Annotated in this window: 12 protein-coding genes; 7 read left to right on the plus strand and 5 right to left on the minus strand. The window is 59.5% G+C overall.

Features of this window, described 5'->3' with window-relative positions; translation table 11 throughout:
• Window positions 1–2 precede the first annotated feature (2 nt).
• On the minus strand, window positions 3–971 hold the full coding sequence (locus F4U94_RS20940; protein WP_197716480.1) for a helicase-related protein: 969 nt from the start codon (window positions 969–971) through the stop codon (window positions 3–5).
• Entirely contained in the window at window positions 923–1,132 is a 210-nt protein-coding gene (locus F4U94_RS24510) for a hypothetical protein (RefSeq protein ID WP_170271977.1), read from the minus strand. The genes F4U94_RS20940 and F4U94_RS24510 overlap by 49 nt, the downstream gene beginning before the upstream one ends.
• A 93-nt stretch (window positions 1,133–1,225) precedes the next feature.
• Here F4U94_RS24510 and F4U94_RS20945 point away from each other — a divergent pair, with 93 nt between their 5' ends.
• The 6 genes from F4U94_RS20945 (at window position 1,226) to F4U94_RS20965 (ending at window position 6,585) form a co-directional block, all read left to right on the plus strand.
• Window positions 1,226–2,695: a DUF2779 domain-containing protein gene (locus F4U94_RS20945; RefSeq protein ID WP_120252528.1), complete on the plus strand. Its 1,470-nt coding sequence runs from the start codon at window positions 1,226–1,228 to the stop codon at window positions 2,693–2,695.
• A 96-nt stretch (window positions 2,696–2,791) separates the two neighbouring features.
• Window positions 2,792–3,736, plus strand: a complete 945-nt coding sequence (locus F4U94_RS20950; RefSeq protein WP_120252529.1) for a hypothetical protein — start codon at window positions 2,792–2,794, stop codon at window positions 3,734–3,736.
• Between the two features lie 1,040 nt (window positions 3,737–4,776).
• Window positions 4,777–5,271, plus strand: a complete 495-nt coding sequence (locus F4U94_RS20955) for an ATP-binding protein (RefSeq protein ID WP_170271978.1) — start codon at window positions 4,777–4,779, stop codon at window positions 5,269–5,271.
• Complete coding sequence (locus F4U94_RS24515) at window positions 5,271–5,447, plus strand: hypothetical protein (RefSeq protein ID WP_170271979.1); 177 nt, start codon at window positions 5,271–5,273, stop codon at window positions 5,445–5,447. The genes F4U94_RS20955 and F4U94_RS24515 overlap by 1 nt, the downstream gene beginning before the upstream one ends.
• A gap of 71 nt (window positions 5,448–5,518) precedes the next feature.
• Entirely contained in the window at window positions 5,519–6,028 is a 510-nt protein-coding gene (locus tag F4U94_RS20960) for a hypothetical protein (protein ID WP_232016466.1), read from the plus strand.
• 77 nt (window positions 6,029–6,105) lie between these two features.
• Window positions 6,106–6,585, plus strand: coding sequence for a hypothetical protein (locus tag F4U94_RS20965; RefSeq protein ID WP_150412196.1), 480 nt, complete (start codon window positions 6,106–6,108; stop codon window positions 6,583–6,585).
• Between the two features lie 62 nt (window positions 6,586–6,647).
• On the opposite strand, the gene F4U94_RS20970 is transcribed toward F4U94_RS20965, so the two are convergent.
• Complete coding sequence (locus F4U94_RS20970) at window positions 6,648–8,294, minus strand: IS1634 family transposase (protein WP_120249911.1); 1,647 nt, start codon at window positions 8,292–8,294, stop codon at window positions 6,648–6,650.
• Window positions 8,295–8,430: 136 nt separating this feature from the next.
• On the opposite strand from F4U94_RS20970, the gene F4U94_RS24835 reads away from it, so the two are divergent.
• On the plus strand, window positions 8,431–8,592 hold the full coding sequence (locus F4U94_RS24835) for a hypothetical protein (RefSeq protein WP_211363321.1): 162 nt from the start codon (window positions 8,431–8,433) through the stop codon (window positions 8,590–8,592).
• 56 nt (window positions 8,593–8,648) lie between these two features.
• Here the strand turns inward: F4U94_RS24835 and F4U94_RS20975 are convergent, their stop codons facing one another.
• Together F4U94_RS20975 and F4U94_RS25405 are read right to left on the minus strand one after the other, a co-directional pair.
• Entirely contained in the window at window positions 8,649–9,599 is a 951-nt protein-coding gene (locus tag F4U94_RS20975; RefSeq protein ID WP_232016468.1) for a helix-turn-helix transcriptional regulator, read from the minus strand.
• Window positions 9,600–9,930: 331 nt separating this feature from the next.
• Window positions 9,931–23,505, minus strand: a complete 13,575-nt coding sequence (locus tag F4U94_RS25405) for a calcium-binding protein (RefSeq protein ID WP_150412197.1) — start codon at window positions 23,503–23,505, stop codon at window positions 9,931–9,933.
• Window positions 23,506–23,665 lie beyond the last annotated feature (160 nt).

The raw sequence follows: 23,665 nt of genomic DNA on the forward strand, positions 1-23,665 counted from the left end.
CGTCACGGTTGGAGCCGGATTTGCAGGTCGGCGAGATCTTCTGCCGCCATGGCGGTTCCTATGAGGCTGTGAAGATACTCCAGCAGGTCTTCCTGACGCGGTTGCCCGAACGCGAGGCGATAGACGGTCAGGCTTCGCTTAAGCCACTCGAGTCGTCGGACCTCGCGACTGAACGGGAGCATGGGCACGCGGCATTCGACCTTCACCGGCCCTTCGTAAATCCAGTAGGGAATGAGGCCAGAGTCATTTCCGGTCTCGGCGCGAGCTGCGTCAAACATGATCTGCCAAGGATCATCATGATCTCTCCCTCGCCCACGCACCACATCGACTTGCCGATGCGCCAGATTCAGGCGGATGGCGTGACCCTTGAAGCGGTGGACACGCCCCTCGCGCTGCTCGAGATCGACGGGATTTCCGGGCAAGTTCCAGTGATAGAGCCGATAGCAATAAGGGTGAAAGTCGAGGCCTTCCCGTCCGACCGAGGTGGTGGCCAGTGCGAAGGGTCGGAACGGTGAGTTAAAGGCGTCGCGAACACTGGAGAGGCGTTCGGCCCCGCCTTCCTCGTCCTTGTAGTCGGCCAGGCGCATGGCGAAGCGCCCGCGCATCTGGAACTTGTTGATCACCAGCTTCTTACCGTCGACCATCGGATCCTCGATATCGATCTGCGAGGGGCGAATGGCCAACGCCTCCGAGATCGCCTTGCTGATCCCAGCGATACGATCAACGGGTGGCTTGGCGCCCAAGCCCTCGGCGTCGAGCAGATAGTGGACGTACTCGTCGAGAACGGCCTGAAGGTTATGCTCAATGCCGTAGGTAAGCACCTGGCGCCAATAGCGGTCATCGTCGTCTTTGCGGAGGAGAGCGACGGCATCGTGCTGGTTGAAAAGCGTGCGGAAACCCCACGAGATCTGGTTCGCCGCCTTCAACAGTCGATGATCGTCCCAATCGAGATCGGGCGCGATCCGGTGCAATGGCGCTTCCGCCAGCCGTCGATGGCCCTTTTGACGCTATTTTCCTTTTTTGCTGTGATCGACCGCATCTGCGCGGCCCAGCGCAGGGCCCCGGGTTTAAGAACGGGGTCATTTTGGATGGTCCTCATCGTGAGGAAATTGCCCGCAGGATGAATCAGCATCCTCCTTTACGCCGCGTATATAGGTGCGCACGACCGTTTCTGTCGTTATCGCATCGATACTGACCCTTAACGCCGCTGCATTAAGGAGTTCGCATGACCCATCATTCCCTCTCCAAATCCCGTATCGCCGCCTATGAACAATGCTCGCGCAAGCTGTGGCTGGCCACGCACCGGCCCGAGCTGGCGCAAGAGGATGTCGGTGCGCAGGCGCGCTATGCATCGGGCCATGCGGTGGGCGAGGAAGCCTGTCGCCAGAGCGCGGGCGGGGTGATGGTAGAGGCGGAGCCGAACCTGGCGGCGGCGGTGCGGACCACGGCCGAACTGCTGGCATCGGGCCATGATGCTCCCATTTATGAAGCGACCTTCGTGCACGACGATGTGCTGGTGCGCTGCGACATATTGGAGCCACGCGGAGATGGTCGCTGGCATATGGCGGAGGTCAAATCCTCCACCAAGGCAAAGCCCGAGCAGATGGCCGACCTTGCGACCCAGATCTGGGTGGCGCAGGGCGCTGGCCTGCCGATCGGCAGCGCTGCCGTGCGTCATCTCGACCCGCAATTCCGTCTGTCCGAAAATGGTCGACTGGACGGGCTGTTCATGGATAGCGAGATATTGGCGGACGTTGCGCCGATCATGGCAGGGCGCTCGGCGCTGGTGTCGGACATTCGCGCCATGCTGGCCGGCGACATGCCGGATCAGGCGATGGGCGTGCATTGCAACAGCCCCTATGCCTGCGCCTTTCAGGCCCATTGCGCGGCCATCCGCCCGCCCGCGCCCGAATGGCCGGTGGACTTGCTGCCCCGGGGCGGGGGCAAGGCCCTGATGCAGCGCGGGCATGATGACCTGACACAGGTGCCGCCAGACCTGCTGACCAATGCGTTGCACCGGCGTATCCAGAGCGTGACAATCTGCGGCGAACCCTGGCATGATGCCGCCGCCGCGCGGGCGGCGATGGCGGACTGGGCCTATCCTCGCATCTGGCTGGATTTCGAGACGGTGAGCGAGGCGATTCCGCGCTGGACGGGGTGTGGACCCTGGCGACAGGTGCCCTTTCAGTTTTCCGCTCATGTGGAAGGTGCCGATGGCCGGGTTGACCATGTGGAATTTCTCCAGATGGACGGTACGGACCCTCGGCGGGCGTGCGCGCTGGCGCTGTTGGACCTCCCCGGGGACGGCGCTGTCATCGCCTGGTATGCCAGTTTCGAAAAAGCCCGCATCCGCGAATTGGCCGCCGATTTCCCCAATCTGGCGCCGGGGCTGCATGCATTGGCGGCGCGGGTCGTCGACCTTCTGCCGGTGGCACGCGACCATTGGTATCATCGCGATCAGCGCGGAAGCTGGTCGATCAAGGCGGTGTTGCCGACCATCGCGCCGCAGATGAGCTATCTTGCGCTGGAGGTGAAGGATGGCGGGCAGGCGCAACAGGCCTATTGGGAAGCGATTGCCCCCGACACCATGCCTGCGCGCCGGGCGCTGCTGGAACAGGGGCTGCGTCGCTATTGCGCGCGCGATACCGAAGCGATGATGGTCGTCGCTCGCGCGCTAGCGGGGGAGGGCGCTTAATCACACTCTCCTGAAAAGGAGATCGAAATATTATCTTTTTTTCAATCAATTATTAGCATTGAAAAGTATCCGCGCAATAAGAGGAATGTGAAGCATATGACACAAGGTTCGATCATTTGGCGCGAAGCGAATGCCTTTCTCGAAACGCTCTATGTCGAAACCTATGGCGACTATGTGCCCGCGACATTGGAGATCAACGGAACGGTTCATCACCCCAAAAGCGTCGCCGACGTCGTTCGGTTGCATGTCGAAGATACGCCGGTGCTGGGCGGCTGGATCGCGGTTTATCGCATGTTCATCAGCAACCTGCCCAATTTCAGCAGCTATGCCACGATCGTGTCACCCATCATCCGCGCCACCATTGCCAATGCCATCATCGGTACAGATTGCCGACTCAGCGCGATTGTAGCGCGCCTTGGCCGGGGAGAGACGTTGCAGATGGCAGTCCGTGAATTGGCCGAACCCATCCGTATCTCGACCGCGCGCAAGGATGGTGTTGTCTGGCAGCGGAGCATCAAGGGCTTCGCGCAGGGACTGGAATGGCTTACCGGTCTGGAAGCGCTTTATCCCACGCCCGCGGCGTGGGTTGGCGAGCAGATCGGCGAACAGACCCGCGGCGCGGTGCAGGGTGAACGGATGTGGGCCTTTGCCGAAACCATTTTCAATCGGCGCGGTAAGGCCAAGCTTACCCTGATGGGGGAGGCCATTACGGTCAATTTTCTCAAGGATATGGGCCTGCTGCCTTTTGTGAAGCCGGATACGTTCACGATGCGCATTATTGGGGCTCTTCATGGAGAGACCAACGAGAAGGGCACGTTCCTCGAAATGATCCGCTGTGCCAATGACGCAGATATCTGGCCGCGTGCGTTTGACCGCGCGCTCTGGCTGATCGGCAGCGGGAAATTCCACTATTTGCCTGACGACATTTACCGCAACGCTGCGGGCAAAGGGGAGGCACGGATCGCCGCCTTTGCAGCGCGCGTGGGTTCATCTGGGCCAACACCTGACGATAATCCTCCTCCGCCCACCGTCCAGCCTTAATACACGACCATATCTGACGTAGCCATGCCGCTTAAGGGCGGCATGACTATACCCTTTCAACTCCGCCGCCGGCGCCGCGCCGGTCCGCCCTCCCTGGGCCTCGCTCCGCAGGAAGGCGCGCATCTGCGCCATGCCTTTTCCAGTCTCACCCATCGTCTTTCTGACCAGGAGCTAAGCTGCGCCGGGCCGGATTTGCTCCGTTTCCTTGTGGAGCACAGCGCGCTGATGGGCATCGATCCGGACGAGGGGGCGCCCCCCGACAACCCGGCCGAATATCCGGCGCTCCTGCGGACCCTGGCACAGCCACCGGGCGCAGCGCCCGCGCCGACCGAACTGGATGCCCGCATCATCTGGCTGGCGGATTGCCTGAGGCTGGACGCGCGCGATGGCGCTTTGCTGGCGCTGTTCGCGCGCAATGCCCTGTTTGAAAGCTGGCGCGCTTTGGCGCAGTCCGTCCCGATGGGCGGTCACCCCCTGACCGTACCGATCCTGGCGCTACTAGGCGATGTTTCGGCGATCGACATCGAAAACCGGTTGGAACCGGGCAGTCGGTTGTTGCAGTCCGGGCTGATCGAGGATGCGGGTGATGGCGATTTCAATGCAGGCCGCCTGCTCAAGCGGATTGCGCGGGCGCAGGACCGTGACCCGGATCGCCTGTCAGCGCTGCTGATGCCGGTCGCGCCGCCATCGACTTTGCAATGGGATGATTTCGCGCATCTGGGGCCGCTGCGCGATCTGGCGCTAGACCTGCTAGATGGCGCCCCGCGGGCGGGACAGGGGGTCAGCCTGTTGCTGCATTGTGCGCCCGGCACCGGCAAGAGCGAATTTGCGCGGGCGCTTGCAGACCGGTTCGGCTGGCAGGCGGTCATCGCTGGGGCAATGGATGAGGAAGGCGGGGAGCCGCTTCGGAGTGAACGGCTGGCGCATCTCAAAATGTTGCTCGGCATGACGCCGCCCAGCGCGCGGGGGAAAGCATCCTCACGGCTCTGGGCAAGCATCTGCCCTCTGAAACCGGGCCGACCGGTCCTTATGATCCGGCCTTGTCCCATGCCGATACGGATCTGGAAGCGCTGGCCCAGCGGCTATCCTGCGCACCCGAACACGGTTGGAGCCTCCTGCTGTCCGGCCCTTCGGGCACCGGTAAGTCGGCCTATGCCCGCCACCTTGGCGCACGGCTGGCGATTGATGTGGAGGCGGTGCGCGCCCGCGACCTCCTGTCCCCCTATGTGGGTGAGACGGAAGCGCGCATCAGCGCCGCCTTCCGCCGTTGCGGCGAAGCGGGGACGCTGCTGCTGCTCGACGAAGCGGACAGTTTCCTGTTCGATCGACAGGGCGCGACGCTCAGTTGGGAAAGCGGCATGGTCAATGAAATGCTGCGAAGCATGGAGGCATTGCGCGCGCCCTTCATCGCGACGACCAACCTGATCGACCGGATGGACCCGGCGACGCAGCGGCGCTTCACCCTGCGTATCTCCTTCCAAAGCCTGCCGCGACAGCAGGCGGGGCATTGTTCGTGCGCTATTTCAACAGGGTAATGCCCGAACCGCTGGCGCAAGGGCTGACGCCCGGCGATTTCGCCGTGGTGGCGCATCGCGCGCGGCTGCTGGGCGAGGCGCGTCCCGCGATTCTGTACGACTGGCTGCTGGCGGAGCGCGATTCGCGCGGGACGGAACGGGGACGGTTGGGCTTTTGCTCGGACGGCATGGCCTGACGCAAGGATACGTCCGCTTCTGTCGCATCGACGCAGCATGCCTTTCCCACGGGAACCATGTGGGAGACGATGTGAACGACAGGGACAATGATATGCTCGGCTGGATCGGTGCGGGCATCGCCTTTGCCCTGATGATGCAGGTCGCGCCCTTCCGCTGGGCGGTCTATGCGCTGATGCTGTGGCTGGCTGCAATGGCGGCGCAGGACTGGATGAGCGAACATCAACTGCCGCCCGGCGACCCGGCGGTCGAGTGGCGGCTGGACCGGGAAGAGGCACAGTCCGACATGGGCGCGGCGCAGCAACTCTACAGCGTCGGGGGATGGGTGCAGAACCGGGGAAGCGAGGCGCTGGAAAGCGCCGTGCTGAAGGGGCGGCTCTACGAATGCGCGTTGCCTGACGATCCGATCGGGCGCTGCGTACCGATCGCGGAGAGCCTTGACCTGCTCACGCTGGACCTCAAGCCCGGTTTTCGCACGCATTTCACCGTCTACCCCAGCTTTCGGGGCGCGGGCGGCCCCAATCCGCGCGTCATATGGACGCTGGCGGAAGTGGTTGCCGACCGGGACTGGGATCTGGACTGAATCACCCGAGCGATTCAGCCTTTATTCTGAAATATTTTTTATCGTGATGACACAGCCCGAACCGCAAAGGAGACAGCATGCCCCTGACCAAGACCGATGTTGAACTGGCGATCCTTTTCTACCCCATGCTGGTGGAACTGGCCCAGCACGGTGTGACTGACAATTATGAGAATATCGCCGATACCGCGCGCCGGCTGCACCCCGACAATGACTATGTATCGCGCTGTCATCACCGTAGTGTCGGGCGTCGATTGGATGTGATCCGTCGGGAATTCACCGAGCCCAGACATCTTCCGGTGCTGGCAGCGCTGGGCGTGAACAAGGCCAGCAAACGACCGGGCTTCGCCTTTGAGGGCGACTTTGAAACGCTGTGCGCGCAGGCCTATGCCTTTGACTGGTCAAGCGTCGAGGACGCCTTTCAGGAGCAGGCCGAAATCTGGAAGAAGATGATCGCTCCGCGCGTGAAACGGACGGAGAAGGAAGCGATCCAGATGATGTGGGATTATGCCAAGCCCAACTTGAACAGTGCTTTTGGGAAAGGCATTTTTGTTCAATGACATGCACGCACCAGCGCGAGTGTTACCACTACATTTTTGGGGTTGGGTGAGCTTGCAGAGGCTCAGGTTCGCGGCGGCAGTTCGCTGCTATTGGCCGGCAGCGCGATGCCGGTTGCCTTGAAGACATTCCCCACCTGGCCCGAAACGTGGGTGCGGGTGGTAATGACCTTGCCGTCCTTTTCGATGGTGGCTTCCTGAAGGCGGTCGAGATCGTTGAGGAGCGGCTGCCATTCGGGCTGTAAGCCCTTTTCCTGACACAGACGGGTGAGTTCCTTGGCCAGCGTCAGAGCGAGGAACGAAACAAACACATGGCCGCGGATAGCGGCATCGGACTGATGGAAGATCGGACGGGTATCGAAGCTGGCCTTGGCGACGCGGAACAGGGCCTCGACCTGAAGCAAATCACGGTAGCGGATGACGGCCTGCAGCGGAGTGATCCTGGCATTGGTGCGCAGCACGCTGATGCCGTCGTAGCGCGCCTCGTCGGCAAGCTTGCCCATGTCGATCTCGAAGGTTTTGCCGCTGGCCTTGAGATAGCGGCGATAGGCTGAGTTACCGACCAGGGCCTTGTCGCCCTTCTTCAGCTGGGTCTGGAGGCCATCGATGATCGCTTGCCGGTCGGCCTTGTCCTTCCTTGCCTCAGCTTCGTTGAGCGTGACAACGTAGCGCTGGGCATCTGCGCCTTTGCCAACGCGCACTTCCTTGACCCACAGCTGGGTGTCTCCTGCCTGTCGCTCGAGGACCAGGGGCACCATCGGAGCAGTGTCGGCAAGCACGACATCGCGGATGACGTTGCTGGTGCGCTCTCGCGCACCCAGGATGTATTCCATCCCCAGCTCTTCAAGGGCGGCGATCGTACCGGCACTGATCATGCCGCGGTCGGCCACGACGCACGAACGGGTTATCCCAAAGCGGGTGCGCAGGCGCGTGACGATGGGCATGAGCACCTTCACGTCGGCGGTATTGCCCGGAACCATCTCGGTGCAGATCGGACGCCCCTCGGCGTCGATCACCACGGCCAGGATCATCTGGGCAAGCTCGGGCCGGTGGTCCTTGGAATGACCACGCCGACCCAGCGTGTCGCCGCCTGCACCGTAGAACGAGAGCGACGTCGTATCCATGAACACCAGGCTGAGATCAGTGAACAGGTCCCGCCGGCGATCGAACAGCTTCTCCTCGATCACGTCCTTCACACAGCGAGGTGCCAATGCGCCTTCTGCCTTCTCCTCGATCTCCTCGCCGAGCCAGGACATGGCGCGATAGAAGTGATGAAGGGCAAGATCCTCGCTGCCGTCGATGGCGTAGCTCTCCATCCAGTCCAGGCAGGCTCGGTCCGAGCCTGAGACGAACAGGCGGTGCAGTGTGGCGACAAATACGGCGCGCTCCACGGCAAAGCCGAACTGCCGCCCTTCCAGCACCTCTTCCAATACAGCATCGATGCCAAGCCGCTGCCACAGGCGCCCGAACAGCAACGGGCCGCCAATCCTGCGGGCTGCGATCCGGCCTGCATCGATATCGGACAGAATGATGCTGCGCTCTGCGTGACGTGCGATCGAGGCGGCCAGCCTGTCGAGTTCGCCACTCGCGGCCAGCACATCCTTGCGGCCCAGAGCCTTGATCGTGCGCTGGCGGACAGTTTTGCCCTCGCGCACGCTCTCGACCAGGTAAAGATAGCGGTGGCCGCGCGCGACTCGTTCGACGACATACATGGCCAGGTTGTTACTGCCCGGACCCGTAAAGATAAATCGGACCGCCAGTCACACGGAAAATGTTGTTAGCACACCCGGTTTTGGCGCCAAATCCACTCCCAGCAATATCAGTTACTTACGATCTCGCGTTCCCTGCGTGTTCCGCTGGCACTGTTCAACTTGGGCCAAGGTGCATGGCACGGCCTTCGATAAGCAAGTCAGTCAATGCCGCGACGACATCATCGCGCTCATCAGGCAAGGGGAAGAACCCGACGACGCCTATGAACTGGCCGCTGGTCACTATCGCAAGGGGAACTAACCCGCTAGCATCCGGCCGCTTTAGCAACCGGCCGGATGCCGTCCCGAGCGATCGGATCAGGGGGCGACCATTCCCGCTGCCAGCGCCGCCCGCTCGCGCATCATGGTGATCAGTGCGGCAGGCTCCTCGATCACCAGTTCGCCCGCCCAACTGAACAGATGGTCGGTCAGTTCGCGCAGGCCGCCCGCGCGGAAACGGATGCACAGGCCACCATCAGGCAATTCCTCCACGCTTTGCGTCGCGTGGAAGCGCCAGCCGCGCGCCCGGTCGACCCCTTCAGGCAATATCCGCAACCTGATGTCATAAGGGTCTTCACGCCAGACGCCGAAGCTGGTCGACAGCCAGGCGCTGATGTCCCAATCCTCCGGCGCACAGCCGGGCCGGTCGCTAATCCGTGCATCGATGATGCGGTCGAGGCGGAAATAGGTCGGTTCCCGGTCGGGCAGCTTGCCGATCAGATAGCTGAGCGGCCCATGCACCAGGCCATAGGGAATGACCCGGCGCCATTTCGGTTCGGCGCGCGGATGGGCGGCATAGTCGAATTCCACGCATTGTCCGGCCATGATCGCGCCCTGCATCACTTCTAACAGGCCGAGGGGAACTGGCGCGCGCGGGCCGGGCGCGGCGATCATCTGCTGCGCCCGGGTCAGCGCATCCAGGTCCGGGTCCATGCGCCGCTTTTCCCGGTCGTCGAGCGCGCCGCGCACCTTGGCAAGCAGTGCGGCCAGCGGCGCGGCGCGCACGTCGCGCCCCGCACCCTGATGCGCCAGCACTTCGGCCTGCAAGGCGGCGACCTCGGCGGCGACCGGGCGCGTATAGACCCGGCGGAGACTGTCTCGAATGATAAATCGTTTGTGACGTTCATCTTGCCGCTCATCTAGGTCAAAATGCAACGCTACGATGTCTCGCATTCGTTCTGCCGTACGACGATTGACGCCCAGATAGGCGGCCATTTCATCGAGGGTCATGCCTTCGTTGCTTTCGGACAGCGCGTGAATCAACAACATGACACGATCCAGCTTTGCCATTCGTAGAGTCATTTTTTTCCGTTTCAGTGGCGGCGAAAATGGTCGTTTTTTATATTTCGTGCCTACTGGATAAAGCAGTGATTTATTTTCTGCTTGAGCAATCGTTTAGCGCAGCAATGGTGATACGCCACGAGTAGAGTTACACGGATCCAAAAGGGACACGACATGATGATCTGTCAGCCGGAACCGAGTTCTACAGCGGTGGAACTCGGCTCCCGCAACCAATGTCAGTATAACAACCTTACCATAGCAATATGAACACAGAACCCCGCAAGCCAATGGCCTGCGGGGTCTTTCTATATCACGCAAATCAGGCAAAATTTCCGCTACTTGCAAAGCGAACATGGCCCGCCGCAGTGTCAAACGTTCCTGATTTCGCCAACTCTTCGATACTGAACTCTGCGGCCGAACTGCTGCCGAATTGGCCTATTGCCTCCACCAATTGACTGGCGAAAAGCTGGGGCTCTCGTAGATGGGCCTCGACCTTGGCTTCGAAATAGTTCATCGCGACGTCGCCAAGAGACCCAGTCCGGCCATCCGCCCAGGTGAACCCTCCATGGTTGAGGATGATATTGTCATCCCACGACCATGCCTGCGCTGTTGCCTGCCCTGCAAGGGAGATCGACCGGATCCCAACGTCCGCCATGGACGACATTTCATCTGAGGCAGCAACGCCGTCTCCATCGGCATCCTGCCAGATCCCGAATTTCGACCACTCGTCGTCATGGGTATCGAAGCGGCCATCGCCGTTAGTATCGAATGCCGACAAGCCATCAAGGTCCGATTTAGCGCCGGACTTGTCCTCGACGAACGAAAGCTCGTTCGCGCCGGAAGTCGTGCCATTGCCATCGCGGTCGTAGAAAAGCAGTCCATCGCCTTCGCCGACCCAACCTGTTCGATCGGCAAACCCATCGCCATTCCAGTCGAACCGGGCATGGGACTGTTTGCGCGCAACAAGATCGATGCCATCTCCATCAAGGTCAAGCACGATCGGCGCTGCCAGAGACACCTGAGCTCCACCCTTGAACTGCGCCTTTTCAATGCCAGTCAACGTGTCGATGCCGTCATCGCCATCCTCGGTTGGACTGTTGTCGACGACTGCGATCGATCCCGAAGCCGTGACGAGGGAGTAGGACGCTTGGACCCCGGCAAATTTGGCAATATCGGTTCCATTGCCGCCTGACAGGCTGTCATGGCCTGCGTCACCCGACAGGATATCGTCGCCGGATCCGCCAAAGAGTTGATCGTCACCGGTACCGCCGAACATCGTGTCGGCGCCTTCATAACCATAGATAACGTCATCGCCTGCCGTCGGCTGCTGCGACAGAGCCATGAGCTGGGCGTGGTTCCAGATCGTACCATCGGCGAAGCGGACCTGATCGATCCGGTTTTCTCCGCTGTTCACGGTCGCCTGCAGCGTTACCTTGTCATTCGTTCCAGCGATGGCCAGGATCAGGTCGTTGCCATTATTGCCCTGGCTGACCGTAACATCGGCCGCAGCAATGCCGACGCCAAACTCAACCGTGTCCGTACCCCAGGCGCCGCTGTCACCCCAATATTCCCGGATGACATCCTGCCCATCGCCCAGGTTGAAGCGATAAATGTCATCACCGCCGCCTCCGACAAGGAAATCATTGCCGGTGCCGCCGATCAGAATGTCGTTCGCGCCGCGACCATTCAGCACGTCGTTTCCGGCCCCACCATTCAACGTTTCCGCGTCATAGCTTCCAGCAAAGCTGTCGTCGCCGGCGTTGGACGCCATCGACCGCTGCATCAGCTCCGCATGATTCCAGACTGTACCGTCGGCGAAGCGAACCTGATCGATCCGGTTTTCGCCGCTGTTCACCGTGGCCTGGAGTGTCACCTTGTCATTCGTACCGGCAATGGCGAGGATAAGGTCGCCGCCATTGCTACCCTGGCTTACGGTTACGTTGGCGCTCAAAATGCCAACACCGAACTCGACCGTGTCCGTCCCCCAGGCACCGCTGTCCCCCCAATATTCCCGAACGATGTCCTGACCATCGCCCAGATTGAAGCGGTAGATGTCATCACCGCCGCCGCCGACAAGGAAATCATTACCGGAGCCACCGATCAGAATGTCGTTGGCTCCGCGACCATTGAGCACGTCGTTCCCGGCGCCACCGGTTAGCGTCTCTGCATCATAGCTTCCCGCGAAATTATCGTCGCCGCTATTTGCGGCCATAGACCGCTGCATCAGCTCCGCATGATTCCAGACCGTGCCGTCGGCGAAGCGGACTTGATCAATCCGGTTTTCGCCGCTGTTTACAGTGGCCTGCAGCGTCACCTTGTCATTCGTGCCGGCGATGGCCAGGATCAGGTCGCCGCCATTGCTGCCTTGGCTTACCGTGATATCGGCTGCGGCGATCCCGACGCCAAACTCAACTGTGTCTGTGCCCCAGGCGCCGCTGTCACCCCAATATTCCCGAACGATGTCCTGACCATCGCCCAGGTTGAAGCGATAGATGTCATCACCGCCGCCGCCGACAAGGAAATCATTGCCGGTGCCGCCGATCAGGATGTCGTTGGCACCACGACCATTCAGCAGGTCATTCCCAGCGCCGCCGGTTAGCGTCTCTGCATCATAGCTTCCTGCGAAATTGTCGTCGCCGCTGTTTGCGGCCATAGACCGCTGCATCAGTTCGGCATGCGTCCAGATCGTACCATCGGCAAAGCGGAGCTGCTCGATCCGGTTTTCGCCGCTGTTGACGGTGGCCTGCAGCATCACCTTGTCATTCGTACCGGCGATGGCGAGGATCAGGTCGCCGCCATTGCTACCCTGGCTGACCGTGACATCTGCCACGGTGATGCCCGCGCCGAACTCAACCGTGTCCGTGCCCCAGGCGCCGCTGTCGCCCCAATATTCCCGAACGATGTCCTGACCGTCGCCCATGTTGAAGCGGTAGACATCGTCGCCGCCACCACCGACGAGGAAATCATTACCGGTCCCGCCGATGAGGATGTCGTTGCCATTACGGGCGTTCAGGACGTCGTTGCCCACGCCACCAGTCAGCGTTTCGGCTGCACCGGTACCAGCAAGCTGCATATCACTGGATGTGCCCGTCGCTGCCAAGGTCAGGAGGTTCGCGTGGGTCCAGACCGTACCATCTGCAAATGTCACTTGCTCGATGCGCCGTCCGCCATTGTTCACAGTGTCGTCAAGCGTGATGCGATCGGAACCTCCAGCGAACAACAGAACAAGGTCGTTGCCGTTATCGGCCTGCACAACCGTGACATCTCCGGGCGCTATGCCGATTCCTAGCTGGAGCGTATCTGAGCCGTTACCATCGTCTCTAATGAGATCCTGACCGTCTCCAGCATTAAAGACATATGTGTCGTTGCCGTCATTGCCATAGAGTATGTCGTTGCCGCTTCCGCCAGTGAGCACGTCATTACCACCTCGGCCAGCCAGTGTGTCTGCACCGGCACCGCCTGCCAAGGCCTCGTTATCGTAACTGCCGTAGAAGAGATCATCATTGGCATTGCTGAGGATCGAGCGTGCTACAAGGTCAGCATGGGTCCAGATCGTGCCATCGGCGAACGTCACTCGCTCGATGCGCCGATACCCATTGGTCATCGTGTCGTTGAGCGTGATGCTATCGCTGCCATTGCCAAACAGCAGGACAAGATCATTGCCCGTGTCGGCCTGGACGACCGTGACATCCCCAGGCGCTATGCCTGCACCAAGCTGGATCGTATCGTTGCCGTTTCCGTCATCCGTGATCGTATCCTGACCATCGCCGGCGACGAAGGCGTAAGTGTCGTCGCCGTCATTGCCGTAGAGCGTGTCATTTCCAGCGCCGCCTATAAGCGCATCGTTCCCGCCACGGGCAACCAGCACATCCTCGCCCGCACCACCAGTCAGACTGTCAGTGGTGAAGCTGCCATAGAATGTATTATCTCCCGCATTGGCAAGCACCGAGCGCGCCACGAGATCGGCGTGGGTCCAGATCGTGCCGTCGGCGAAGGTCACTCGCTCGATGTAGCGATAGCCATTGGTCATCGAATCGTTGAGCGTGATCCGATCGCTTCCATCACCAAACAGCAGCACAAGGTCATTGCCAGTGTCGGCCTGGACGACCGTCACATCAGCTGGTGTAATGCCTGCGCCGACCTGGATAGTGTCGTTGCCGTTGCCATCATCCGTGATTATGTCCTGACCATCACCGGCCACGAAGGTGTAAATGTCATCGCCATCGTTGCCGTAGAGCGTGTCATTTCCAGCCCCGCCCACAAGCGTGTCATTGCCGCCTCGAGCCACCAGCACATCCTCGCCGGCACCACCGGTCAGGCTGTCAACGGTGAAGCTGCCGTAGAATATATTATCGCCTGCATTGGCTAGGACCGAGCGCGCCACGAGGTCGGCATGGGTCCAGATCGTGCCGTCGGCGAAGGTCACTCGCTCGATGTAGCGATAGCCATTGGTCATCGAATCGTTGAGCGTGATCCGATCGCTACCATCGTTAAACAGCAATACAAGGTCGTTGCCGGTGTCGGCCTGGACTACCGTCACATCACCCGGCGCGATGCCCGCGCCAAGCTGGATCGTATCATTTCCGTTGCCGTCGTCCGTTATCGTGTCCTGACCATCGCCGACAGCGAAGGCATAGATATCGTCCCCATCATTGCCGTAGAGCGTGTCGTTTCCAGTGCCGCCCGCCAGCGCATCGTTTCCGCCACGGGCAACCAGCACGTCGTTGCCGGCACCACCCAGGAGGGTATCGGCATTGAAGCTGCCGTAGAATGTATCATCTCCCGCATTGGCAAGGACCGAGCGCGACACAAGGTCGGCATGGGTCCAGATCGTGCCGTCGGCGAAGGTCACCCGCTCGATGAACCGATAGCCATTGGTCATCGTGTCATTGAGGGTAATCCGGTCGCTACCGTCGGAGAACAGCAGCACCAGGTCATTGCCGTTGTCTGCTTGCATGACCGTGACATCTGCCGGTGCAATGCCCACACCCAGCTGGATTGTGTCATTGCCATTGCCGTCGTCCGTGATCGTATCTCGGCCAGGGCCGGCTTCGAAAACATAGGTATCGTCACCGTTCCGGCCGTACAGAAGATCGTTGCCTGCCCCGCCCTTGATGAGGTCGTTGCCCTCGCCGCCGTCGATTGTGTCCCGGCCTTCATCGCCAAAGATGGTGTCGTTTCCACCATAGGCATAAATCAGGTCATCGCCCGCGCCGCCTCGCAGCGTTTCCCCATTATTGGTGCCCTGAACATTATCGTTGCCGCTGGTAAACGGTACGGTGGGGGCATCAAAATCGTCGCGGTTCCAGATTGTGCCGTCTGCAAACTGGATCCGGTTGATCCCATAACGCGGCGTGGGTTCTGCCGAACTTGTCCAGAACTGCGAAGTAGATTTGAACGTATCGCCTGTACCGTTGATCGTGACGGTCAGGCTATCGCCGACACGCACAAGCGAAACTTCGTTCGGCAGGGCGTCCTTGAGATGGAGCGTGTCATCGCGAGTGTAGCCAGAGCCGCTATTGTTCAGGACATCATTGCCATCGCCTTTGGAAAATTCGATCGTGCCAAAGCCATTGCCCTGCACGGCAAGCGTGTCGTTTCCGGCACCGGGCCGCACGCGATAGCTTAGCGAGGGTAGGCTGATCGTATCGTTCCCCGCCGTTCCGAGGATAAGCGCATTATCCCGGATGTTCGTTCGATCCCAGGCCGTACCATCCGCAAAGACGATGCCCGCCAAACCATATTGCGCGCCCTGCGTCTCACCCCAAAACTGATAGGCGACGCTGAAGCTTTCTCCGGTAGCGGTAATCGTGACCTTCAACTGGTCTCCGCTGCGGATGAGACTCACATCTCCGGTCGATAGGCTGGTCAGTTGCAACAGATCGCTGCGCGCATACCCAGACCCTGGATTGGTCAGCACATCATTGCCGTCACCGGCACCAAATCGGAAGCTGTGGCTGCCATTGCCCGACACAGTGAATGTGTCGTTTCCGGCTCCACCGGCGACAACAAGCCCACTCGAATTGAGGGTGACACTGTCGTTTCCTGCTCCGGTCTCGAGCGTCAGCCCGTCCAAAGCTATCGTCGAGAAGTTCAACACATCATTGGTTGCGCCCCATTCGACCACGACGTTTGCATGACCATTACCAGTGAGACGTTCTACTGAAACCAGCGACGTAATGCCGATTCTCACATTATCCGCCGAGGCACGTACGATATCAAAGCCGTCCCCGCCGGATAGTGTGTCGAAGCCGTTGGACACCCCGACATAATCGAAAATGTCGTCGCCACCATTGCCCGATATCGTATCGTTTCCGCTGCCGCCTCGAACAACGTCCGCCTGCGCGGTTCCGACAAAAATATCGTCGCCGCCTTCGAGGTCGATCCGCGACAGTCCCTCTACCGTCAATCCGTTCAGGTTCGTCGTTTCGGCGGCATCGGTGCGAGCCAGGACAACGCCCGTAAACTGCCCGCCTGAGATCACCTCTATATTTTGATAGGACGCCAGGCGGATAACAGCGTCATTCGCAGCAGCTTCAATCCGGTCCGAGCCATCGCCACCATCGAGCGTATCGGCCCCAGTCCCGAGCCCGACATAGCGGATGACGTCATCGCCTGCGCCGGCATTGATGACGTCCGCACCAAGCGTGCCGGTCACCACATCATTGCCAGCGCCAAGATCGATCGAAACGATGCCGCTTAATTCGGCAGCAGACAGATCAAGAGTGTCCGCCTCGTCGGTGGCTTCAATCCGAACATTCGCATGCCCGTTGGACGTGATCAGTTCGACATTGCCGATGCTCGAAAGACCTATGACCGTATCGTCGGCCGCAGCTTCAATGCGATCATAGCCCGATCCACCATCTACGGCATCGATACCATCTTCGTCCCCGCCTACGACGAAGACATCATCGCCGCCTCCGCCTTGAAGGATGTCGTTTCCAGCACCGCCCTGGATCCGGTTGGCGCCGTCATCACCTGTGATCCGATCGCTGCCCAGGCCGCCTATGACAGCCTCGATCGACGCCAGCGTTTCGACCGGTGCCGATCCATTCGTCCGGATGATCGCTGCCGTTCCGGCTGCCAGATTGATATTCCAGCTATCGAGTGAGAAGCTGTAATCGGCGGTATCGAAGCCATTGCCGCCATCAAGCGTGTCGACGCCTTCGTCTCCAGAAAGAACATCATCCCCTTCGCCGCCATGCAGGGCGTCATTGCCTACGCCGCCTGAGAGGATGTCATTCCCATCTCCTCCGGTGAGTTGGTCGTCACCTCTGGCACCCTCGATGAAGTCGTTGCCTGCCAGACCATTGATGCTGTCATTCCCATCGCTACCGACGAGATAATCCGCATAGGGCGTCGCAGGCTGGGCCAGCAATTGCTCTACGATTTCGTCTCGATCCCAGACTGTACCGTCCGCAAAGCTGATCCGGGTAACGCCTGACCAGCCCGAAGAGGACAACTGATCCTTGAGCACCACGCTGTCCGTACCGTTGGGCAAGGCAATGATCAGGTCATCTGGCGCTTCGATCGTCCGGTACAGACGGAGCGACGTGGTCGCGATCCCGGTGCCGAATACAAGCTTGTTGGCTGCGCCATCGCTCTCGATGATCGTATCTTCACCGTCACCAAGCGCGAAAAGATAGGTGTCGGCACCGCCATGCCCGATCAGCGTATCATTACCAGCGCCGCCGGTCAGCGTATCAGCAGTGGAATAGCCTTCGATCAAATCGTTGCCGCTGGTCGCCTGACCGGTAAGCGCGGCCTGCCTGATATCGGCCATGCTATGCATGCTACCGTCGGCGAATTTGAGGAACTGTATGCCAGCAAGACTGTCAGATTGAGAGCCCTCGAGCGTAACGGATCCCGTTTGGACGGCAAAGCTGATGATCAAAGGTCCGTCGGCCGTATTACGGGTCAAGCGAATATCGGCAAGCGCAATGCCCGGGCCAAAGCTCAGGATATTGCCGATTGTCGCCGTCGGGTCGGCATCGTCCGCCACGTCGACGATGACGTCGTTTCCGTCTCCGCTGTTATACACGAAGATGTCGTTGCCTGCACCACCGACGAGCCGGTCATTACCCGTGCCGCCGGTCAAGGTATCGGCAAAATTGGAGCCTATCAGCAGGTCGTTTCCGCTCGTGCCCTGGCCGCCACTCGCCTTTGCCAGCAGCGTCGCACGATCCCAGATCGCCCCATCAGCGAACCGTATTTCATCGACACCGGTTTTAGCGCCGGTCCGGTTCTGATCGAGATAGATGACGCTCTGATCGTCGATATAGAGGATGATATCATCCGCATCCGTAGGGGACACCATGACGGTGACGTCGCTGCTGTTGATCCCATCAAGAATCAGCACATCGGTAGCGCTTGCCTCATCCGGGTCGTAGAGCGTGTCAAAACCATCGCCTTTGGCGAACCGATAGGTGTCGGAACCCATGCCGCCACGCAGCGCATCGTCGCCTCCCATCCCACGGATCGTATCGGCACCCGATGTCCCGACGATGGTGTCGTCGCCCATGGTGACCGCGAACTGCTGGCCGCCAATGCTGTTGGACGTTCTCAGGTCGATCAGCATCTGTGCGGTCAGCACAGTGCCGTCGAAAAATTCAAAGCGCTCGATCAGCGATCCGCCAGCCTGACCAATGATATGGAGTCGATCGTTAGTACCCTTGATCGCAAGCGTAACGCCGTTCGTATCGCCATCTTGCTGAGCCTGTGTGAATTCCAGATCAGCTGCCACGATGCCGGCGCCAAACCGGACAGTGTCGTTCCCCCCTGCATCCCAGATCGCATCGCCGCCATCGCCGCGGTTGAAGACATAAATGTCGTTTCCGTTTCCGCCTTCAAGGCGATCCGAACCTTTCCCGCCTGTAAGAATGTCATCGCCATCGAGCGCATAGATTTGATCGTCACCGCCCTGGCCATCGAGAGTGTCTGCTGCACCACTTCCCCGAATGACATCATCCCCGGCCGTGCTGATCTGAGCAAACAGCCGCTCGCGGAGCTTGGCTGATGTCCAGACAGTGCCGTCCGCGAATTCGAAGCGCTCGATGGTATAATTGCCGGCATTCTGGCCAATGATGTGTAGCCGGTCGTTCGTGCCCACGACTGTGAGAAACACGCCGTCGGCATCACCATCCTGCACCACCTGAGAAAGCAGGATGTCGTTGGGTCCTATCCCCGCACCAAAGCGGATCGTATCATTCCCCGCGCTTTCCATGATGACATCATGGCCGTCTCCAAGGTTGAACAGGTAGACATCGTCGCCGTTGCCGCCTTCGAGGCGATCACTGCCGATGCCACCGGCCAGCGTGTCGTTGCCATCTAGACCATAGAGCTGGTCGTCTCCAGCGCTTCCCAGCAACGCTTCGCCAAAGCCCGTGCCACGAATGACGTCGTCACCTGCTGTCTGGAGTTGGGCAAAAAGTTGGGCGCGCAAATCTGCATTGGTCCAGATGGTGCCATCTGCAAATTCGAAGCGCTCGATCGTATAGTTGCCTGCATTCTGTCCAATGATATGCAAACGATCATTGGTGCCAGCCACCGTTATGAAGACGCCGTCATTGTCTCCGTCCTGGTTGCCCTGCGTCAGGACGAGATCGCCGGCAGCGATGCCCGCACCGAAGCGGATGGTGTCCGTGCCACTTGCCTCCACGATGACGTCGAACCCGTCGCCGAGATTGAAAAGATAGGTGTCGTTGCCATTACCGCCTTCAAGGCGGTCGCTTCCTGCTCCACCCCCAAGCATATCGTCGCCATCGACGCCCTGGATCTGATCGTCGCCTGCACCGCCCAGCAATGTATCGCTAAGATTGGTCCCACGAACTACGTCGTCGCCAACGGTTAGAACTTGAGAGAACAGATGCGTCCGTAGGTCGCTATCGCTCCATACCGTGCCATCGGCAAATTCGAACTGCTCGATCCGGTTTGCGCCGTTCTGGCCGAAGATACGAAGGCGATCCCCTGTTCCAGCGATGGTGATGAAAACACCATCATTGTCACCATCATATTTGACCTGACTGAGGATCAGACTGCTTGTCGTGATGCCCGCCCCGAAACGAACGACGTCATTGCCTGCGCTGTCGACGATGAGATCGGAACCGTCACCTAGGTTGAAGCGATAGATATCATTGCCGTCTCCTCCCTCGAGCCGGTCAGTGCCGCCACCGCCAGTGAGTGTGTCATTGCCGGCGAGGCCCCGAATGGTTTCGGACGCGCTCGATCCTGCCAGCTCGTCGTTACCAGTTGTGCCGCTCAGCACAATATTACTTGATGTGACGGCTGCGTTGATCGTGGCGCGATCCCAGGTCGAACCGTCAGCAAACTCGAACGTGTCGATGCCCCAGCTGGCATCCCAATAGGCTCGCATCTGATCATCGATCGTGATCGATCCAGCGGCATTGGCGAAGCGAATCACGATGTTGGAATTGTCCGCGAAGTCTCGCTCGATGATCAGGTCCGAACTGGAAATTCCCGCCCCGAATTTAAGGGAATTCGCTCCGAACCAATTGTTGTAGGCATCCGTCCTTTCGTCATAAATGACGTCATTGCCGTCACCGACATTGTAGATATAGGTGTCGTCGCCAAGGCCGCCTTGGAGGACGTCATCACCGGCGCCACCGATAACCACATCATTGCCTTCGCCGGCAAAGACCGTGTCGTTCCCTGTGCCCCCATCGATGACTTCAGCAACGCGTGTCCCGTAGACGATATCATTCTGCGCCGACTGGCTCGCTGTCAGCAGTTGTGCCTCAATTTGGTTGCGATCCCAGGTAGTGCCGTCGGCAAAAGCTATGGATGTGATGCCCCAATAGGTGTTGCCGCCATAGCGGGCCACTTCATATTGATTATCAACGAGGATGGAGCCAACGCTATTGCTGAAGCGAACGCGCAGATTGTTCGTATCTGCCAGGTCGCGCTCAAGAATGATGTCGGCGGTCGTAACGCCAGCGCCAAGCTGAAGCGTATTGCCGCCAAGCCAGCCATTCCAGGCGTCCGTCGTCTGATCCCAGATACGGTCGAACCCATCTCCAAGATTGTAGACATAGGTATCGGCGCCGATGCCACCTTCAAGGAAGTCATCGCCAAGCCCACCGGTAATCGTGTCGGCGCCATCATCGGCATAAACGCGATCGTTTCCGCTGCCTGCGTTCAGCGCTTCGTCGACGCGTGTACCATAGACGACATCATTTGCAGACGAGAGGCTTGATTGAAGCAACTGAGCTTCAATCTGCGTACGATCCCAGGTCGTGCCATCGGCAAAGGCGATATTGGTGATGCCCCAATAGGTATTGCCGCCATAGCGCGCTACTTCATATTGACCGTCGACGAGTATCGATCCGACACCGTTGCCAAGGCGGATCCGCAAATTTGATGTATCAGCCTGGTCACGCTCGAGAATGACATTGGCGGCGGTGATACCCTCTCCAAACTGAAGAGTGTTCGCGCCAAAAAATCCGTTCCACGCGTCGGTGGTCTGGTCCCATATCCGATCGAAACCATCTCCCAGATTATAGACATAGGTGTCGGCGCCTATGCCGCCATCGAGAATATCGTCTCCAAGCCCGCCTGTAATCGTGTCGGCGCCGTCATCGGCAGCGATCCTGTCATTGCCCGCGCCACCATTGATGGCCTCGTCAGCACGTGTGCCCGACACGATGTCGTTGCGGGCAGTTAGGCTCGACTGAACCAAGAAACTGTCGATTGCGGCGCGATTCCAGATGGTGCCATCTGCGAACGCTATATTGGTGATGCCCCAGTAGGTGTTGCCGCCATAGCGTGCGAGATCGAACTGCCCATCGACAAGGATCGCACCGACCTGGCCAGCAAAGCTGATCCGGACGTTTCCGCTCTCACTTGGATCGCGCTCGATAGCGATGTTGGCGGTCGTAATGCCCTGACCAAGTTCGAGGGTGTTACCACCCAACCAACCGTTCCATGCATCGGTCGTCGGATCCCAAATGCGGTCGAAACCATCACCGAGCCGGTACACGTAGGTATCTGCGCCAGCTTCGCCCTCAAGATTGTCGTTGCCCAAGCCGCCCGCAAGGCGGTCATCACCATTCCCGCTGTTGAAGCGGTCCGGCTGATCCAAGCCGATCTTCGTATCAGCGCTGGATGTAAAGCTTCCTGACAGTGCAAGCGCATAGAGGTCACGCAAAGTCGCACTCGTGCCGTCTGCGAAACGGAATTCTTCCAGAGAGCCGGCGCCGGAATCCAGCTGATGATGCTTCAAAATTAACCGGTCGCCACCGCTTCCAACATGTACGATCAGATCCTGCGGGGAGGCCGCGTCAACAGTGACGGCAATATCGGCTAGGGTGATACCGCCGGCAAAGCTCACAACATCGAGGTCTGAATAAAAGCCGTTTTCGTCGATCGTGACTTCGCCGTCACCCAAGGCAAAAAGATAGCGGTCGGAGCCGAAGCCGCCTTTTAGAGTGTCGCTATCGCCGCCGGACAGGGTATCGTCATATCGGCTGCCCTGGACACTTCCACCCGCGCCGGTGCCTGTGATGGTCGTGCCGGCCGTTTTGGCGAAGACAGCCTGCGCGGTCATTTGCCCGCGTGACCAAATGGTCGAGCCGAAGTCAAATGCTTCGACGCCTGCTCGCGATGTGAGCGCCGCGCCACGCAAATCCAGACGATCGCCAGCATTGCCGAGTAGTATCGACATGTCGATGCTCGAGGAACTCGCTACTACATCAATGTCATCAGCAGATATGCCATCGCCAAATGCGACTATGTCAATATCGCCTTCGTCCAGGCCGCTATCTGAAATTCTGTCGATTCCATCGCCGGGACGGAAAATTATAGTGTCACTGCCAGCACCGCCATCAATGAGATCGTCACCCTGGCCGCCCTCTAAATAATCATCACCGCCCAGTCCGTAGAGACGATCAGCGCCCATGCCACCTAAGAGCCAATCAGATCCGCTGTTCATCGGGTCCGATGATACCCCATCAGCGCCCACAAGTTGGTCATCCCCGGACCCTGCGATCAGGACGTTTCCGCTACCGCCGCCCGCGTCCAGAACATCGTTTCCAACACCTCCGAAAATCCAGTCATCAAGTTGTCCGCCGACGAGAATGTCGTTGCCTTCGTCACCGAACAGATCGTCGCCCGTGTCTCCCGCACCGATACGGTCATCGCCCGTCCCGCCATGGATCACGTTGGATATGTGATAGGCAGTTCCGGCGGCTGCACCGTCGCGGTTTCCTCCAGTGAGTGCAGTAAGGACATCATCATCACCGCCGCCCTGAACGATGGTCTTGGAGCCCGTGTCCACAGTGTCTTCGAGCGTTGCGCCGCCCAGATACATGATGCGCGCGCCATTCCCCTCGCGCGAAGAGGTTTCGAAACGGAAACCGACGTCGCGTGCGTCAACACCGGCTTGATCAAGCAGATAAGAGAAACCGCCATCCCAATCGTGGGTATTGCGCTTTAGCAAACCTAGTTCGCTGGCGCTGGACAGCGCGATTAGCCAGTCCGCCGTGAAAACCGAATTTGGCTCCGCCGCAATTAATGCGTTAATGGACGCTGAGTTGGCAAGATAGACTTTAAGTCGGTCTGCAACGGCCAAATTACCTACTAGAAGATCCAGACCGAAGTCGACGTTTGTCGATGATTGGCCATCATCCGAACTGGCTCCATCGTCATTTGAACTCGTTACCGCCCCTCTGGCCATAGTCAGATAAAAGGCACGCTTGGCGTATATATCGCCGCCAATGATCTGCATATCTTGCGCAGCCTTCATCACGCCATATTCGATAAGGTCGGATGCGGTTGAGAATTTGACGCGATCGTTGCTCGATGTCCCGTCGTTCCAGTAGATAAAGGCTTTTTTCCGCATGCCGTAGGAACCAGCTTCCACATCATCGCCGTTGAGCAATTCACCGCCAATGTTTGTCAGAATACCGTTTAGCAGGCTGCGGAAAAAGGGTTGGCAGAGCCGGCCATTGGCCTCGCTTTCGCCGTTTTCTAGCCCAAGGCGTCAGTCATTCTGGGAGGTAACCTTCCAGAATCCGGTCGTTTTTGACCGGCCTCGGGCG

The organism is Sphingobium limneticum (assembly GCF_008710155.1).
GTDB lineage: Bacteria > Pseudomonadota > Alphaproteobacteria > Sphingomonadales > Sphingomonadaceae > Sphingobium > Sphingobium limneticum.

Bases quoted from the DNA above. Each gene is read 5' to 3' on its own strand.
- F4U94_RS24510 (WP_170271977.1), bottom strand. From the start codon at position 1,132: ATGCTGATTCATCCTGCGGGCAATTTCCTCACGATGAGGACCATCCAA.
- F4U94_RS20945 (WP_120252528.1), top strand. From the start codon at position 1,226: ATGACCCATCATTCCCTCTCCAAATCCCGTATCGCCGCCTATGAACAA.
- F4U94_RS20950 (WP_120252529.1), top strand. From the start codon at position 2,792: ATGACACAAGGTTCGATCATTTGGCGCGAAGCGAATGCCTTTCTCGAA.
- F4U94_RS24515 (WP_170271979.1), top strand. From the start codon at position 5,271: ATGCCCGAACCGCTGGCGCAAGGGCTGACGCCCGGCGATTTCGCCGTG.
- F4U94_RS20965 (WP_150412196.1), top strand. From the start codon at position 6,106: ATGCCCCTGACCAAGACCGATGTTGAACTGGCGATCCTTTTCTACCCC.
- F4U94_RS20970 (WP_120249911.1), bottom strand. From the start codon at position 8,294: ATGTATGTCGTCGAACGAGTCGCGCGCGGCCACCGCTATCTTTACCTG.
- F4U94_RS20975 (WP_232016468.1), bottom strand. From the start codon at position 9,599: ATGTTGTTGATTCACGCGCTGTCCGAAAGCAACGAAGGCATGACCCTC.